17 protein-coding genes and 1 tRNA gene are annotated in these 15395 nt (G+C 65.9%); 2 read left to right on the top strand and 16 right to left on the bottom strand.

Annotated features, from left to right (window positions below):
- Positions 1-53: 53 nt before the first annotated feature.
- The 15 genes from NKH31_RS01845 to NKH31_RS01775 all read right to left on the bottom strand — a co-directional run bounded on the left by NKH31_RS01845 (position 54) and on the right by NKH31_RS01775 (position 11690).
- A complete protein-coding gene (locus NKH31_RS01845) occupies positions 54-629 on the bottom strand; it encodes a YkgJ family cysteine cluster protein (protein WP_254863438.1) in 576 nt (191 codons plus the stop codon).
- A gap of 68 nt (positions 630-697) precedes the next feature.
- The gene (locus NKH31_RS01840; RefSeq protein ID WP_254863437.1) at positions 698-1255 is read right to left on the bottom strand and encodes a GNAT family N-acetyltransferase; all 558 of its coding nucleotides are present in this window, start codon (positions 1253-1255) and stop codon (positions 698-700) included.
- Between the two features lie 109 nt (positions 1256-1364).
- The gene (locus NKH31_RS01835) at positions 1365-1595 is read right to left on the bottom strand and encodes a hypothetical protein (RefSeq protein ID WP_254863436.1); all 231 of its coding nucleotides are present in this window, start codon (positions 1593-1595) and stop codon (positions 1365-1367) included.
- 139 nt (positions 1596-1734) lie between these two features.
- Entirely contained in the window at positions 1735-2550 is an 816-nt protein-coding gene (locus NKH31_RS01830; RefSeq protein WP_254863435.1) for an adenosylcobinamide amidohydrolase, read from the bottom strand.
- A complete protein-coding gene (locus NKH31_RS01825) occupies positions 2543-3556 on the bottom strand; it encodes an aminotransferase class I/II-fold pyridoxal phosphate-dependent enzyme (RefSeq protein WP_254864845.1) in 1014 nt (337 codons plus the stop codon). Before NKH31_RS01825 ends, NKH31_RS01830 begins: the two co-directional genes overlap by 8 nt.
- Before the next feature lie 2 nt (positions 3557-3558).
- Positions 3559-4593 carry a nicotinate mononucleotide-dependent phosphoribosyltransferase CobT gene (gene cobT, locus NKH31_RS01820; protein ID WP_254863434.1) on the bottom strand — a complete coding sequence of 345 codons (1035 nt, stop codon included), beginning with the start codon at positions 4591-4593 and terminating at the stop codon, positions 3559-3561.
- 116 nt (positions 4594-4709) lie between these two features.
- Positions 4710-5339, bottom strand: coding sequence for an NTP transferase domain-containing protein (locus NKH31_RS01815; RefSeq protein ID WP_425492292.1), 630 nt, complete (start codon positions 5337-5339; stop codon positions 4710-4712).
- A complete protein-coding gene (gene cobS, locus NKH31_RS01810) occupies positions 5324-6142 on the bottom strand; it encodes an adenosylcobinamide-GDP ribazoletransferase (protein WP_254863433.1) in 819 nt (272 codons plus the stop codon). The genes NKH31_RS01815 and cobS overlap by 16 nt, the downstream gene beginning before the upstream one ends.
- Positions 6139-7083 carry an adenosylcobinamide-phosphate synthase CbiB gene (cbiB, locus tag NKH31_RS01805; RefSeq protein ID WP_254863431.1) on the bottom strand — a complete coding sequence of 315 codons (945 nt, stop codon included), beginning with the start codon at positions 7081-7083 and terminating at the stop codon, positions 6139-6141. The genes cobS and cbiB overlap by 4 nt, the downstream gene beginning before the upstream one ends.
- Entirely contained in the window at positions 7080-7802 is a 723-nt protein-coding gene (locus NKH31_RS01800; protein ID WP_254863430.1) for an HAD family hydrolase, read from the bottom strand. Before NKH31_RS01800 ends, cbiB begins: the two co-directional genes overlap by 4 nt.
- Positions 7803-7895: 93 nt before the next feature.
- Positions 7896-9101 (bottom strand): M24 family metallopeptidase, encoded by a 1206-nt coding sequence (locus NKH31_RS01795; RefSeq protein WP_254863429.1) that lies wholly within the window; start codon positions 9099-9101, stop codon positions 7896-7898.
- A 96-nt stretch (positions 9102-9197) separates the two neighbouring features.
- The gene (locus tag NKH31_RS01790) at positions 9198-10349 is read right to left on the bottom strand and encodes a citrate synthase (protein ID WP_254863428.1); all 1152 of its coding nucleotides are present in this window, start codon (positions 10347-10349) and stop codon (positions 9198-9200) included.
- An 85-nt stretch (positions 10350-10434) separates the two neighbouring features.
- Positions 10435-11046, bottom strand: a complete 612-nt coding sequence (locus tag NKH31_RS01785; RefSeq protein WP_254863427.1) for a translation initiation factor IF-2 subunit beta — start codon at positions 11044-11046, stop codon at positions 10435-10437.
- A 346-nt stretch (positions 11047-11392) separates the two neighbouring features.
- Positions 11393-11475: transfer RNA gene (locus NKH31_RS01780), tRNA-Leu, on the bottom strand.
- A gap of 41 nt (positions 11476-11516) precedes the next feature.
- A complete protein-coding gene (locus NKH31_RS01775; protein WP_254863426.1) occupies positions 11517-11690 on the bottom strand; it encodes a hypothetical protein in 174 nt (57 codons plus the stop codon).
- Positions 11691-11924: 234 nt separating this feature from the next.
- Here NKH31_RS01775 and NKH31_RS01770 point away from each other — a divergent pair, with 234 nt between their 5' ends.
- Positions 11925-12233, top strand: a complete 309-nt coding sequence (locus NKH31_RS01770; RefSeq protein WP_254863425.1) for a cyclin family protein — start codon at positions 11925-11927, stop codon at positions 12231-12233.
- Between the two features lie 9 nt (positions 12234-12242).
- Here the strand turns inward: NKH31_RS01770 and NKH31_RS01765 are convergent, their stop codons facing one another.
- On the bottom strand, positions 12243-12740 hold the full coding sequence (locus tag NKH31_RS01765) for a phosphopantetheine adenylyltransferase (protein ID WP_254863424.1): 498 nt from the start codon (positions 12738-12740) through the stop codon (positions 12243-12245).
- A 152-nt stretch (positions 12741-12892) separates the two neighbouring features.
- Here NKH31_RS01765 and NKH31_RS01760 point away from each other — a divergent pair, with 152 nt between their 5' ends.
- Entirely contained in the window at positions 12893-15145 is a 2253-nt protein-coding gene (locus NKH31_RS01760) for an NADP-dependent malic enzyme (protein ID WP_254863423.1), read from the top strand.
- The last annotated feature ends 250 nt before the right edge of the window (positions 15146-15395 follow it).

Below are 15395 nucleotides of genomic sequence, written 5' to 3'. Positions count from 1 at the left end.
GACGGTGGACGGTACGTCGCCCGCGCGACCGACCTACAGCGTCCGGTCTGCGTCTAGAGCACCCGGTCTGAGTCCGGATCGTCGAGCTCCCAGAGAAGTTCCGGGAGGAACGCGTCGAGGTGATCGATCACGTGCCGGTCCGAGACGCCGAGTCCCTCGCAGTGATCGTGGGCCGACTCTCGCACGTCGACGCGGAGGTCCCCGTCGTCGCGGCTCACCGCGAGCGGAAAGACCGAACACCGCGTCGGTTTCCAGTCGTGGTCGTCTTCGAGGTGGAGCCGACACAGGCCGTCGTCGCCGAGGAATGCACACGCGTTTCCGTCCTCGGAGACGTGCTCGTCGCGGTCTTTCGGCTCCCGCGTGACGAACTTCTCGCCGCGAAAGTCCGTCGTCGTCTCGGCTAAGTTCGCCCGCGCGGCGAGTTCGATCAGGTCCTTACCGTACAGTAAGACGCCGTGATGACAGCACCAGCTACACTCGTCGACGCACTCGAAGGTCAGCCCCGGATCGAAGTCGACGACGACCTCCCGTCCGGGATGGACTTCGACGCGAGGGGCCGATTCCGCCGTCGATCCGGATGGGGGATCCGCGTCGGCTCCGTCACTCCCGTCGCCATCGCTGGTGTACACACGACACCGAAGTCGCTCCCGCGGGAAGTGCCTTTCTGACCGGGTCGCACCCACCGATCGCGGTCGACTCAGTCGTCGCGCCACGCCGCCCCGAGCAGGCCGTACCGGATGGCGTCGACCCGCTCGCCGCCGACGAACGCTTCGCCGCGCAATCGTCCTTCTCGTTCGAAGCCGTTCTTCTCGAGAACGCGGCCGGAACCGGCGTTATCCGCGAGCGTGATCGCAAAGAGCTTCTCGATACGACGCTCGTCGAACGCATACTGGCAAATCAGGGAGACGGCGTCGGTGGCGTAGCCGTTACACCAGTGGTCGGGCGCGATGGAGTAGCCGATCTCGGCGTTCCCCCAGGTCGGATTTTCCGGCGTGAGTCCGATCGTTCCCACGCGGCCGAGTTCGCCGTCCCCATCGGACTCGCCGTTCGATTCACAGATCAGAAAGTTCCAGCCGTCGCCGTCTTCCTGGCGCTCGATCCACTCGCGTTCGCCGTGTTCGGTGATCGGATCCGCGACCGCAATACGCGTCCTGACCCGGCTATCGTTGAGCAACCGTCGACAGAACGCGTTGTCTTCCGATTCGATGGGATGGAGAGACACTCGTTCCCCGGAGAGAAATGCAGGCCCTGGCATGAATTCCGATTACCGACTGGACGTGATAGGCATTACCCTCGACGCGAACGCGCGTTCGGCGAAGCGACGCGCTGGAATCCGGCGATCGAACCGAGCCAACGGATCGTCCTCACTCGAGGAGCAGGTACGTCCGGCCGGCACGACGTTCGAGCGAGACGAGGTGGGTGCCGACGTTCTCGTCGATGAACGTCTGCAGCCCATCGGCTGAGAGCTCCGTCACGTCGACGCGACGCCGTTCGGTTCTCGCGATTCTATGTTCGACCGCCTCGACGGACGCGTCCGCGGATTGCGGTGGGTTGTGGGTCGATTCGTCCTTCAGGACGACCGCGTTAGTGCTCATGACTCTCAGGTTATCCGGAGCGTACGTCAAAGCGACCCGAGCGGAGTGAAAGTGAAAGTACGGGAGTGCGCGGTGGTCGGGTCCTAGCGACTGTGTCGGGAGTCTCAGTGCCGGCGTCCGTCGACGGGTACCCCAGCGGTCACGGGTCGATCTCGAACACGTCGGCTCTCGCATCCGTCGAAACGCCGTGTTCGGCCTCGTCGACGCTTCTCGGCAGTTCGTTGTCGGACTGACCGTATCGGGAGCGCAGGGATGCCGTCAGGGCATCTCGAACGCACGCGCGGGTCGCCCCGCCCACGCTGGTCGCGCTTCCGGAGTACGGGATCGGTTCGCCCGTCGGGTCGTGACCGACGGTAACGGCGTCGGTCGTCGTTCCCGGGAATCCGGTCCGATCGAGGAGCGTCGCGGCCTTCGCCTCCGCGGCGACGGCGAGCAGGTTCGCCAGCGCGCCGTCTCCGAGCGTCCGATCGACCAGAATCAGCAGGTTGACGGTTCCGACGCCCGACGGCGTGTTTCCCGCGCCGGTCCCGCCGTCGGCTTCCCCGTCACCGCTCGCGTCGTCCACGGTCGGTTCGTCCGATCGCGATACGTCCGGCGGGTCCATCGGGAGCGCTGCCGGGTTCGACACCCCCGCGGTCGCGTACACGGTTACGGGGCTGTAGCGAGCCCCGCGGACGTGCGCCATCGAGACGCCCGTCAGCAGGACCGGCCCGGGTTCGTCGAAGCCGGCGGTAGCCAGTTGATCCGACACCCACGTGTGGATGTCCGACGGATTCCAGTCGGTCGGGACCGTGACGTTGTAGGCGGCGTCGGCCGTCGTTCGGCCACCGTTCCAGCCGGTGTGAAGCCACTCCGTGGTGGGCCGGCCGACGCGGAGCACGCCAGCGACGCGGTCGATCTCGTGTGATCGCGACGTAACACCGTCACCTGTCGCGTCGAGTCGACCGTCACCCATCGACGAGCACCTCGAGAACCCGATCGGTCACCTCTCGTGAGCGCACCGCGATGCGAACGTGCGAATCGAGTCCCCGGAACGTCCTGGCGTCCCGGAGCGCGATCCCGTGGCGTCGGGCCCGCTCGAGGACCGCGTCGGGCTCAGCACATTCGACGAGGACGAATGGCGCGTCCGACGCCCGGACGTCGAATCCGGCGTCGACGAGGCCCGATCGCAACCGCTCTCGTTCCCGCTCGACCCGTTCGCGAGTGGCCCGCACGAATTCGTCGTCTCGCATACAGTGGCTGCCGACGCGAGCGGCCGGCGTTCCGAGTCCCCACGCGGGACGAGCCGATTCGAGCAATCGCCTTCGCTTGCCGGCGGCGACCGCGAACCCGGCTCTGAGTCCCGGCAACCCGAACAGCTTGGTCAGCGAGCGCACGACGATCACGTCCTCCCGGTAGAGGGTGGCCGCCGACGGCCGGTCGGTGAATCCGAGAAAGGCCTCGTCGACGAGAAGCGTCGTCCCCGCGCGGCCACAACGCTCGGCGAAGTCGGAGAGTGCGTCGAGATCGGCGACCTCGCCCGTCGGGTTGTTCGGCGAACAGACGATCGCGAGCGAGCACCCGGTCGGCTCACGGTCGAGTATCTCGTCGTGGGGAACGAATCGGGGGATACCGCCGTGCAGTCTGACCTCCCGTTCGTACTCGCCGAAACTCGGGGCCGGAACGAGCACCTCGTCGCCGGGATCGATCGAGACCGCGATCGCGAGTCGGATCGCGGCGAGTCCACCGGCGGTCGGCACGATCCGTTCGGGTTCGACGCCGACGTAGTCGGCCGCGACGCGTCGGAACTCCGGGTAGCCGTCGTCCGGATATCGTTTCGCTGCCCCGAGTGCGCTCCGGTACACACCTTCGACGCCCGCTGGCGTTTTCGGGTTGACGTTCGCGCTGCAGTCGACGACGCTAGGATTCGGGTCGCCGCCGTGCGGAACTCGTCCAGTCGATTCGACGCCGCGTCTGTCCACGATCACGTCACCTCCGGCGAGCGTTCGCCGAATTCGTCCGTCGACTCGGTCACTTCGTCGACGCCGAGGCGATCGCAGACGGCGACGAACCGGTCGCGGACGGCGTCGCGTTCTGCCGGTTCGACGAGCGAAAGGGCGCCGCCCATACCGACGCCCTCTTTGACCTCTCCGGCGCAGTATCGGGCCATCGCGACGTGTTCCCCTCCGTCGAACCCGGGGTCCGTGACCACGAGCGCGAGGTCGAGCCGCTCGGCGGCCGTCCGGAGATCGTCGCCCCGGTCGGCTGCGACGAAGGCGGTCGTCGCGATCGACAGGCCGTCGTCCATTCCCGCGTGACGGACCAGCGCGGCGATGGCCAGTTGCTGCGTGCCGCCGGCGAGCGTCACGTCGATACCCGCCTCGAGCGCACCGGACGCCACGCCGGCCACCGTCGCCTGGACGGGATCGCCCATCAGTTCGACCGCCTCGATGGGTGAACCGGCACAGTCTCCCGGTTCGATCCCGCTGGCGGCGATCCCCTCCTCGACGACGCGTCGCTTGAGATCGACGGGATTCGACCGCATCGACGACGAGACGCCGGCCGGCTCGCCGAGCGCGGTGAGGACGCCGAGCGCCGTGGTCGTTCCGCCCGGTATCGTCTCGCCGATCATCACCGCGTCGTCGGTCAGCGCGGCGCCGAACGCTCTCGCTCGCTCGTACAGTCGGTCGGCGTCGGCGACCGCCACCGACTCCCGGACGTCGGCGCCCGGGTCGGCGTCCAGATCGACGGTCGGCGCGGCCGTCTCGGCCATCATTCCCGCGTCCAGAACGATCGCGGGCACCGATCGAACGTCCAACACGGCTCGCGTCACGGCCGCCGGGGTCACGCATCCGGTCGGCGAGACCGGCGTAACCGGCGAACGGATCGGCGCCCCGTAGACGACGATCTCCGCATCGCCGGACGGGGTGTGGGCCATCAGTTCGGGCGACGCACCGGCCGCGCTAATGCCGTCGATCAGGGCCGTTTCGGTCGACCCTGCGGCGAGTATCAGCCGCATTGTGGTCCTCTCGCGTGGTTCGCTCGACCGCTCACGCGGTCGACGTCGGTCGTCGGTTCGTGTTCGGAAATGTGTCGCCGGATCGATGCTCGCTGGTCACTATCTATCATGTTTCGTCAATCGTGTTCGTCGATGAGTCGCTCGGCGACCCGGCCGTCGGTCGGTCGGTTCACGTTGACCGCGATCGCAGGATCGGAACCGACGTGGACGATCGACCGGTCGCCCGATCCGACGACGTTGAGGCCGGCCGGGACGGTCGAATCGTCGCCCCGCTGGGACCGATCGGTGGAGACGCCGAGTCGGTCTTTGAGCGCGACGGGAACGCAGACCGTCATCGACGGCGAACACGAACCGCTCGCGGCTTCCGTGTCTGTGCGATCGCCTCGGTCGATCAGATCGGCGTACGTCTCGAGGATCTCGTCGATCACGCCGGGGGTCAAAAGCGGGAGATCGGAAGCGGTCGTCAGTACGGGCCGATCGATGCGCGGATCCGCTAGCGCACACCGGAGGTCGTCGACGTACCCGTTCCCCGGCGTCTCGATCAGTTCGACGGATCGGTCCCCGAGATAGTCGCGAGTCCCCGGCGCGTTCGGCGAGACGACCGCGTAGCTCGCCTCGATCGAACTCTCCGCGAGCGCCGCGAGCACGCGATCGACCATCGGCGTTCCATCGACGGGATACAGCGGTTTTTCCACCTCGCTCTCGAGCCTACGGCCTCGGCCGCCGCACATCACGAGAGCGTCCACGCGATCACCCCCAGGTGGATTCCGACGAGCCGACCGATTTCGTTCGCCGCGCCGAACACGTCGCCCGTGACGCCGCCGAGCCGAGCGCGAGCCCACATCCACGGGACCGCGCCACCCGCGAGCGATCCACCGAGGGTGAGCAGTCCTACGACCGCCACGCCCGTCGTCCCGATCGGCGCGAGAATCGGGAGAAGGAGGACCGCCGAGAGCGAGACCAGCGTTGCGGCGGCGAGCGATCGGTGAGTCCCAGATCGGGTGAATTGCGATCCCGTACCCTCGTGACTCGCGGTTGCGAACGCGGCGATGGCCGCCATCGAGAGCTTCGCACCGACCTCCGCCGCGAGCACGACGGTCGCGGCGACGGCGATCGGGACGATAGTCAGCGCCAGTCCGCCGAGCGCAAGCCCGACGACGACGAGCGAGACGGCGAGCAGCGCGCCCACGCCCGTCGTCGTATCTTTGAGCACGGCCCGTCTCCGATCACCGTCCCCGTGGACGACGACGGCATCGCCCAGGTCGGCGACGCCGTCTACGTGGTGGATGCCGGTCACGAGATAGATCGTCACCACGTACCCGAACGCGACCGTGACGGCCGGAACCGCGTCGACGGCGGCCAGCGGGATCGCAGCGAGACTGCCGACGACGAAACCGACCGCGGGAAACACCCAGAGCGACCGACGGAACGCGTCCCAGTCTGCCTCGTTGGCATCTCCCGTCGGGAGTCTGGTCAGAAACCCGAATCCCGCCCGGAGCGCCCCGACTGGACGGGACTTCCTTCCGTACTCGTTCGCACCGCTCGTCACACAATCACCTCGGCGTGGACCAGCTGTGCGACGATCGTCGCGGCGACGGTCAGCGTGACGGCGACGGCGGCACCCAACCCGACCAGCGTGAGCGCCCGACGGCCGTCCTCGACCGTCGGATTCTCCGCGTCGGGATTGAGGACGTAGACGCCCGGCTTTTCCAGTCTGACGCCGAGGACGACGGCTCCGACGGCCATCGGCCAGCCGGCGTTCGGCGAGGGGGTCGCCCTCGCCCACGTTCGGGCGCGTACCAGCGCATCGGGCCGCCCCGCTGCGATTGCAAGCGAGAGCGCCGTGAGGCGTGCCGGAACGATCATGACGAGGTCGTCGAGTCGCGCGCTCGCCGTTCCGATCGGTTTCTCGGGGTACCCGAGCATCGAGTCGAGCGTGTTGACGGCTTTCACCCACGCCGCGACGCCGGCCGCCGCCGACAGCGAGAAGGGCGCGACCAGGACGAACGGGAGGAAGGTGGCGACGAATCCGTCGGAGAGGTTCTCCGTGGCGCTCTCGACCGCCGCGCTTCGGAGCTGGCCCGGTGAGAGATCGTTCGGCTCACGTCCGACGAGCCCGGGGACGACGGCTCGCGCCGCCTCGACGTCGCTCACGGATCGCTCGACGACGGTTTCGGTCAGCTCCAGAAGGGAGCGAAGGCTCGTCGTCACGAAGAGGACCGTCCCGGCGAGGATGGCGGGTACCAGGTAGTGGATCTCAGCAGCGACGTGGACGATCCCCGCGACAACGATTGCGACGACCCCGGGAAACGCGACGGCGACGACGATGCCGAGCAGCCGTTCCGCTCGCTCGCTCACCGACCAGTCACGATCGACCGGGGCGACCGCGGCTCCGAACCAGGCGACCGGATGCAGTCGGTTCGGCGGGTCGCCGACGAGCAGATCGAGCCCGAACGCGAACGCGACGAGCGCGAGCGTCGTCAGCGTCACGGATCGTCCTCGCGGTCGCCGCCGTCGGGGTCTTCTCGTGCGCCCGATCGTGCCGGTCGGTTCGACCCGCGCCGGTCACCGGATCGGAGCCGCGTCCTGGACAGCGATTCGAGCCGGTCCTGAACGCGTGAGAGCGGCGTCTCCGTGAGAAGAATCGGCGTCCCCCCGACGGTCGAGACGCCGCCGTCCGTCTCCGGATCGTCGCCCACGTGGATCAATTCGGCCGGATCGACGCAGAGCGCCTCGGCGGTCGCGACGAAGATCTCGGGGGCCGGTTTTCGCCAGCCACACCCGGCGCTCGTCACGATCGCGTCGAAAATCGACCGATCGACGTCGGCGCGCACCAACGTTTTCGAGACCAGTTCCGGGACGGCACAGTTCGAACAGACGGCGACGGGGCCACGTTCGCTCGCGGCCTCGACGGCCTCGACGGCGCCCGGACGCGTCTCGACGACGGGATCGAACGCCGCAACGACCGCCCGGCGGACGGCGTTTCCTTCCCACTCGACGTCGCGACTGGCGAGCGCGCGGCCGACGTGTGCGGGGAGTGGAACCTCCGCGTATTCGGGCGCATCGACGTGGTGCTCGCGATAGGCGGTGGACCAATCGTCGGGGACCGCGACCCCTCTCGATTCGAGTTCGCGGGCCACGGCGTCGGCCGGATCCGCCGGTCGGTCCACCGCGACGAGCGTTCCAAAGCAGTCGAACGATACTGCCACACGGGTGATGTTAGTCCAAATTCACTTGAATGAATCGGTGGAGGTCCCGAGTCGCCGAAGATGGGCCGCGGACTTTCGGACCTCGGTCGACGCTCACTCGACCGGAATGACGTTCGCTTCGAGCTCTCGCGGGAAGTACGTCAGCCACTCGATTCCGTCGTCGGTGATGGCGATCGTATCGGAGTGACGGTAGCCGTACTCGTCGGTGTAGATGCCGGGCTCGATCGTCCAGACGTGGCCCGGCCGCATGACGGCATCGTCGGCGTCGTACGGGGTGTGTTCGTTCTCACAGTGGTCGCCCCAGCCCCGGTCGATGTACGGCGGTTCGTGACCGTCCATGCCGATGTTGTGGCCGACGTGGTGTTGAAGCAGGTCGGAAATCCCCTGTTCTTCGGCGTACGCGTCGACGGCCTCGTCGACGTCGGCGATCGGAACGCCCGGCCCGAGCGCGTCGATCGCGACGTCCTGGGCCTCGACCATCAGTTCGAAGTAGTGGACCTGCTCGTCCGAGGGCTCGCCCAGAAACATCGTCCGCTCGAGTTCGGAGTGATAGCCGTCGACGTTCGCCGACGCGCCGGTGACGAGCACGTCGCCTTCTTGCAACCGGCGGTTGGCCGTGTGGCCGTGCGGGAGCCGCGTCTGCGGACCGGTGATGTAGCCGGCGAACGCCGGCCCCGTTCCACGCGTGCGGGCGACGTACTCCGACCCGAGGGTGTCGAGCATCGCTCGCGACGCCTCCATCGACGCTCGCTGGCTCACGGTCGCCGGGTGTTCGCCGACTTCCGTGTACTCTGCGAGGTACCGGTGGGCCAGGTTCCCCCATCGGGCCGACTCGCGAATCAGGTCGATCTCGGCGGCCGATTTCTCCCAACGCATTCGCGACACCCAGGACTGTTCGGTCACGTCGACGAAGGCAGAGAGCGCCGGTCCTTCGTATCCCATCGTCCCCGGCGCTCCATCCGCATCTGCGAGGACCGATTCGGCGCCGAGTCCGGAGAGCATCTCGACGGCGATGGCGATCGGTCGCCCGCCGGGGTAGTCGTGGTAGCCGTGCACGGCGTCGATCCGCGGATTCGATTCGACCCGCTCGACCTCGAGGCGCGGGACCGTTATCTCCGCCCGGTCGGGCGTGATCGCGAGCGCGACCGGCCGCTCGGTCTGGATGTGATCGAACCCGGTGAGATACTCGATACTCGTCGCACCGAACCAGACGCCGGCATCGGCCTGGGACTCGGCGATCCGATCTCGAACGCGCTCTAGCCGCCGGTCGTACTCGGCGTCGGGTAGCGTCGTTGCCATGTGGTAGCGAATTTTCCACGGCGCCAAAAGTATTGAGTCGGTGGCAAGCAGTGCGGTCGGAGTCAGCCGGGATCAGATCGAACCGTCCGACCCGCCTTAGCGCTCGTCGATCGGCGTCCACGTTCGATTGGATGCGCCGACGTACCGGGATCGCGGACGGACGATCCGGTTGTCTGCTCGCTGTTCGATGACGTGTGCCGTCCAGCCGCCGACGCGGGCGACGGCGAAGGTGGCGCTGAAGAGGTCGCGCGGAACTCCGACGCCGCGCAGCAACACCGCGGTGTAGAACTCGACGTTGGTCTCGAGATCGAGGTCCGGCCGACGCTCGGATAGGAGGTCACGCGCGACCACCTCCGTCTCTCGGGCGGATTCGTAGAAGTCCTCGTCCCCGCCGTCCTCGGCCCGATACAGCGATTCTGCCGCCTCGGAGAGGACCGACGCTCGGGGATCGCGGACGTTGTACACCCGGTGGCCGAATCCCATCAGGCGCTCGCCGGCGTCGAGTTTCCCTTCGAGAACGGAGCGGACGTCGTCCGCTCGATGCGTCTCATCGAGCATGTCGAGGACCGGTCCCGGTGCACCGCCGTGGAGCGGGCCTTTGAGCGCCCCGACGGCGCCGGTGACGGCCGAGACGACGTCCGACTCGGTCGAGGCGATCGCCCTCGCGGTGAACGTCGAGGCGTTGAAGCCGTGGTCGACCACGGCGTTTACGTACGTTTCGAGTCCGCGAACCTCGCTCTCGGTGGGCTCCTCGCCGGTCAGCATGTAGAGGTAGTTTCCGGCATGTGAGAGATCGGCGCGTGGCTCGGGTGCGCTCTCACCTTGCGTGGCGCGCCAGTACGCCGCGACGATGGTCGGAAGCTGAGCGACGGAAAGCAGGGCGTCGCGTTCGGTCGCTTCTTCGGCCCGATCGTCGTCCGTTCGCGCGAGCGAGGCGCTGGCGATGCCCATCCTGGCTGCGTCCATCGCCGATTGACCCCGAGTCGCCGCGGCCTCGACGACCGACTGCGTCGCCGGCGTAATCGTTCGGTACGCTGACAGTCGTTCGTCGAACGCTTCGAGTTCCTCGGCGGTCGGCAATCGATCTTCGTAGAGCAGAAACAGCGTCTCCTCGAACGTGGCGTTACCAGCGAGTTCACCGAGCGGATACCCCCCGATCGTTAGTTCGCCAGCCTCGCCGTCGATCTGGCTCAACCGTGTCTCATCTGCGACGACACCGTCCAGTCCTTTCCGAACTGACTCGTCCATACCTCCGATTGATCCGCGTCACTCTTTATTTCTCGCGTATCAGAACGTGTGGCCGGTTGTCAAACGGACGTCACCGGCGGTCGTCTTACGCTTTCCGCGCGAACGCGAGGTTGCCGGAGATGTTCTCGATGTAGATTTCGACGACTTCGCCCTTCTGCGCGCCGGGGACGAAGATGGTGTACGATCCCTTTTCGGCGACGCCGTCGCCCTTGCGGCCGGTTCCGGTAATCTCGACCGTGTACGTCTGACCCTCCTCGACGGCCTCGCGGTCTTGCTGCTGGGTCTGGCTCTGCGAGCGCTTCGTGACCGGCCTGAACGCCCCACAGGCGTCACACCGGAGCATGGGCGTCCGATCCTCGCGAACGAGGCGAGTGTCCGGCAGGCCGCACTCAGAGCAGAGTACGTACTCGTCGACGTAGGCGTCGATCGCCGCGTCGAAATCCTGCTGTGAGAAGTTTCCGTTGTACCGGCCGCGCCCGTCCGCGAACTTCCCGCTCGTCCCCAGTTCACGCTGGATGAACCGGTGGATGTGTTCGGGCTCTCGTCCGAGAACGTCCGCGATCTCGGCCATGTTCGTAAACCGGGTGAACGCACCGTCTTTTTGCGGTTTCGGGTCCGGAATGTCGAGGCGCTCGTCGTCGCCTCCGATGTCCGGAACGTTCTCCATCGCTCGTTCGAGACTCGATTCGTAATCCATGTGTGCGGAAAGTGGACCCCGACGTAAAGCCGTTCTGCTCTGTTTCGACGGGGTCTCGGGACTTCACCGCGACCCGTTCTCAGACCGGTACGCTGTTGCGACGACGTCCGGGCCCGTGGAAACGGACCACTTCAATCCTTCGTGGCGCAGACGCGTCTCTCACTGTCGTTCGAGACGCTCACGGCTTTCGCCGTTCGCAACACTGAGACACTCACTGGCGTTCGTGTCTAACATGCGCGGGACAGGATTCGAACCACACCCGAGAACCTGCGCTTCGCGCAGAACCTCGGTTTACTTCGAATCCTTCATCAGATTGCAGTGGCTCACGAGGTGTTCGCCACAGCAATGCGCGGGACAGGATTCGAACCTGCGGACGCCTACGCGACAGCGTCCTAAGCGCTGCACCGTTGGCCACTTGGTTACCCGCGCGCAGTTTTGACTACTCGCCGTATCGAGTAAGAACCTGTCGGTCAGCGATGGGTGACCGACTCTTCGGGCGTCCAGTCCGGCGGGACGATGAAGGTGACGTGCTCGTCGTCCCGGAGCTGGTGCAATTCTGCCGCCTGCTCGGCCAGGGCTCTGTCCTGATAGGGCATCTCGAGCCCGCAGCCTGTACAGACGAGTTTGCAGGTTGGTTTGGACATGGGACGGGTCCCGACGCCACGGTTGGGTTAGACGGGTCTGGGCGCCCGACGGCCGTTAGTAATAGGGTCGTAGCCAACGGAATCCTGAATCACTCGATTTCGGGTTACTCGGTAGCTCTCCGTTGGGATCCGTACGTGAACATTGTGTGCGGGCTACTCGCCGATGGCTACAACCGAACAGATCGATCCACTGAGGGCTGGATTTATGCGCCCACACCTCGTCGTTTGGGACGGATGTACAACGCCAGGGAACGCCTCACCCAGCGGGAGTGGATCGAGGAACTAGAGCACGCGGCCGAACGTCTCGACCTCTCGCGTGACGCACGCTCGACCGCGACCGACCTCTTTCTCTCCGACGTGCCATCGGACCCTCGATCGAAACGAGCCGTCCTGGCAGCGAGTCTCTACGCGGGCGCGTTGATCGCCGGCGACGGCCGAACGCAAGGCGACGTCGCCGACGCGATCGGTGTCTCACGACTTTCGATTCAATCGAAGTGGAAGGATCAGCTCGCGGCCGCCGGCCTCGAACCGCCGAAGTGGTGACCTGGTCGCCTACGTCGCGTCACGACCGGACGTTCGTCCGTCGCTACTCGGCGTGAGGTTCCCGTGCTCGTCGATCTCGCCGTTGACGATCCGGGTGCTTGAGATGATCTCGCCGTCTTCGGCCCGGGTGTGCGGGACGACGACGATTTCGAGCGGGTCGTGGCCGCGTTCGCGGCGCTTTTCGTTGATCCGTTTTCCGCCCGTTACGGTTTCGGGAGAGACGACCAGCGCGTCGAACTGCGGCTCGGTGGCGATTCCAGTCGGCTCTTCGAGCGTGCGGATTTCGAACGATCGGCCGTGTCGGTCGGCGAACGTCTCGAGTTCCGATTCGAGATCCGCGGCGCGGTCGTCGAACGGTCTGACGTACCGATCGACGTGTCTCGTCGCGGGCGCGAGCGAGTCGCTCGTTAACCCGACCGTTACGTCACCGAGTTCGAACGCTCGCTCGAACAATCGTCGGTGGCCGTCGTGGACGGGATCGAAGGTGCCACCGAGCGCGACCTGCATACACGCCACTTTGGGCGGGGCCGTATAAAAGAGTCGAATCGGACGATGGACGGCCAATGCGGCAGAACTGGCCGTTTGACAGTCAAACTGACACGACCTGCCGTCCGTACGCAGTCCCAAACATTTGTAGTCGTACACGCGACTGTCTCAGTATGGGACTCGACGAGGACGCGCTGGAGTATCACCGCATTGACCCCCCTGGCAAACTCGAGATCTCGACGACGAAGCCCACGAACACGCAGCGAGATCTCTCGCTCGCGTACTCGCCGGGCGTCGCCGCCCCGTGTATGGAGATCCACGAGGACGAAACGGATGCCTACACCTACACGGCGAAGGGAAATCTCGTCGGCGTCATCTCGAACGGGTCGGCCGTCCTCGGGCTCGGTGACATCGGGGCGCAGGCGTCGAAGCCCGTCATGGAGGGAAAGGGCGTCCTGTTCAAGCGATTCGCCGATATCGACGTGTTCGACGTCGAACTGGATACGGACGATGTCGACGAGTTCGTCGACGCCGTTTCCATGATGGAGCCGACGTTCGGCGGCATCAATCTGGAGGACATCGCCGCTCCCGCGTGTTTCGTCATCGAAGAGCGACTCCGTGAGGAGATGGACGTTCCGGTGTTTCACGACGACCAGCACGGCACGGCGATCATCTCCGGCGCCGCGCTGCTCAACGCGGCTGACGTCGCGGGTAAAGACCTCGCCGACCTCGAGATCGTCTTCTCTGGCGCGGGCGCGAGCGCCATCGCGACCGCTCGATTCTACGTCTCGCTGGGATGTACCCGCGAGAACATCACCATGTGCGATTCGTCCGGAATCATCACGCAGGAACGGGCGGAGAACGACGAACTCAACGAGTACAAGCGGGAGTTCGCTCGCGACGTCCCCGAGGGCGATCTCGCCGACGCGATGGAGGGAGCAGACGTCTTTGTCGGACTCTCGATCGGCGGGATCGTGAGCCAGGAGATGGTTCGATCGATGGGGTCGAATCCGATCATCTTCGCGATGGCGAATCCGGACCCCGAGATCACCTACGAGGATGCGAAAGCGGCGCGCGACGACTCGGTTATCATGGCGACCGGTCGGTCTGACTACCCGAACCAGGTCAACAACGTGCTCGGCTTTCCGTTCATCTTCCGTGGGGCGCTCGACGTTCGCGCGACGGACATCAACGAAGAGATGAAGGTGGCCGCCGCTCGCGCGCTCGCTGAACTGGCGCGCGAGGACGTTCCCGACGCCGTGGTGAAGGCCTACGGCGACGATCCGATTCAGTTCGGACCCGATTACATCATTCCGAAGCCGGTCGACCCGCGGGTGTTGTTTACCGTCGCTCCGGCGGTCGCCGAAGCCGCGATCGACTCCGGCGCGTCTCGCGTCTCGCTCGATCTCGACGAGTACGAGGCCGAACTCGAGGCCAGACTGGGCAAGTCGCGCGAGATGATGCGCGTCGTCCTCAACAAGGCAAAGAGCGATCCCAAGCGCGTCGCGCTCGCGGAGGGCGACGACGAGAAGATGATCAGGGCGGCCTACCAGCTGGCCGAGCAGGGTGTCGCCGAGCCGATTCTCATCGGGGACGCAGACACCATTCGGGCCACTGCTGGCGACCTGGGCCTCGAGTTCGACCCGACGATCGCCGATCCCGCGGCCGATGACTACGAGGAGTACGCAGAGCGCCTCTACCAGCTGCGAAAGCGCAAAGGGCTCACCCGTTCGGAGGCCCACGATCGAATCGCTCGCGATACGAACTACTTCGGGAGCGTAATGGTCGAGGAGGGCGACGCCGACGCGCTTCTGACCGGTCTCACACACCACTACCCGTCCGCGTTACGGCCGCCGCTACAGGTGATCGGAACGGCCGATGACGTCGACTACGTCGCCGGGGTCTACCTCCTCGCCTTCAAAAACCGCGTGATCTTCGTCGCGGACGCGACGGTCAACATGGAGCCGGACGAGGACGTACTCGCCGAGGTGACAAAGCAAACGGCGGGACTCGCTCGACGATTCAACGTCGAACCGCGTGCGGCCTTGCTCTCCTATTCGAACTTCGGAAGCGTCGACAACGAGGGGACGCGAAAACCCCGGCGTGCGGCGAAGATGCTCCGGGAGGACCCGGACGTCGACTTTCCCGTCGACGGGGAGATGCAGGCGGATACGGCCGTCGTCGAGGACATCCTTCAGGAAACGTACGAGTTTTCGGATCTCACGGAACCGGCGAACGTGCTCGTCTTCCCGAACCTCGAAGCGGGTAATATCGGCTACAAACTGTTACAACGTCTCGGCGGTGCGGACGCGATCGGTCCGATGCTCGTCGGGATGGACGAACCGGTTCACGTCCTCCAGCGCGGCGATGAGGTGAAAGACATCGTGAACCTCGCGGGGGTTGCGGTTGTGGATGCGCAAGAGTAGCGAGGATTGAGCGAGCGCAGCGAGCGAAATCCTCGGAATGTCGAACGGGGAACGAAGTGACCCGTGAGTAGCGAGGCCGAACGCAGTGAGGCCTCGAAAAAGCGAGCGGGGAGGAACGACCCGCGAGTAACGAGAATTGAGCGAGCACAGCGAGCGAAATTCTCGATAGGACGAGCGGTGAGCGTAGCGAACCGCGAGAGCGAGGCCGAACGTAGGGCCCTCGAATACGTGAACGGTGAAACTGTGAATG

The organism is Halovivax gelatinilyticus (genome assembly GCF_024300625.1).
Lineage (GTDB): Archaea > Halobacteriota > Halobacteria > Halobacteriales > Natrialbaceae > Halovivax > Halovivax gelatinilyticus.
The sequence above is the reverse complement of the archived record's forward strand: the minus strand, read 5'-3'. Positions and strand labels throughout refer to the sequence as shown.

Excerpts from the sequence above, each read along its gene's own strand:
- NKH31_RS01840 (WP_254863437.1), bottom strand. The coding sequence starts at position 1,255 with ATGCCAGGGCCTGCATTTCTCTCCGGGGAACGAGTGTCTCTCCATCCC.
- NKH31_RS01835 (WP_254863436.1), bottom strand. The coding sequence starts at position 1,595 with ATGAGCACTAACGCGGTCGTCCTGAAGGACGAATCGACCCACAACCCA.
- NKH31_RS01830 (WP_254863435.1), bottom strand. The coding sequence starts at position 2,550 with ATGGGTGACGGTCGACTCGACGCGACAGGTGACGGTGTTACGTCGCGA.
- cobT (WP_254863434.1), bottom strand. The coding sequence starts at position 4,593 with ATGCGGCTGATACTCGCCGCAGGGTCGACCGAAACGGCCCTGATCGAC.
- NKH31_RS01795 (WP_254863429.1), bottom strand. The coding sequence starts at position 9,101 with ATGGCAACGACGCTACCCGACGCCGAGTACGACCGGCGGCTAGAGCGC.
- NKH31_RS01790 (WP_254863428.1), bottom strand. The coding sequence starts at position 10,349 with ATGGACGAGTCAGTTCGGAAAGGACTGGACGGTGTCGTCGCAGATGAG.
- NKH31_RS01785 (WP_254863427.1), bottom strand. The coding sequence starts at position 11,046 with ATGGATTACGAATCGAGTCTCGAACGAGCGATGGAGAACGTTCCGGAC.
- NKH31_RS01775 (WP_254863426.1), bottom strand. The coding sequence starts at position 11,690 with ATGTCCAAACCAACCTGCAAACTCGTCTGTACAGGCTGCGGGCTCGAG.
- NKH31_RS01770 (WP_254863425.1), top strand. The coding sequence starts at position 11,925 with ATGTACAACGCCAGGGAACGCCTCACCCAGCGGGAGTGGATCGAGGAA.
- NKH31_RS01765 (WP_254863424.1), bottom strand. The coding sequence starts at position 12,740 with ATGCAGGTCGCGCTCGGTGGCACCTTCGATCCCGTCCACGACGGCCAC.
- NKH31_RS01760 (WP_254863423.1), top strand. The coding sequence starts at position 12,893 with ATGGGACTCGACGAGGACGCGCTGGAGTATCACCGCATTGACCCCCCT.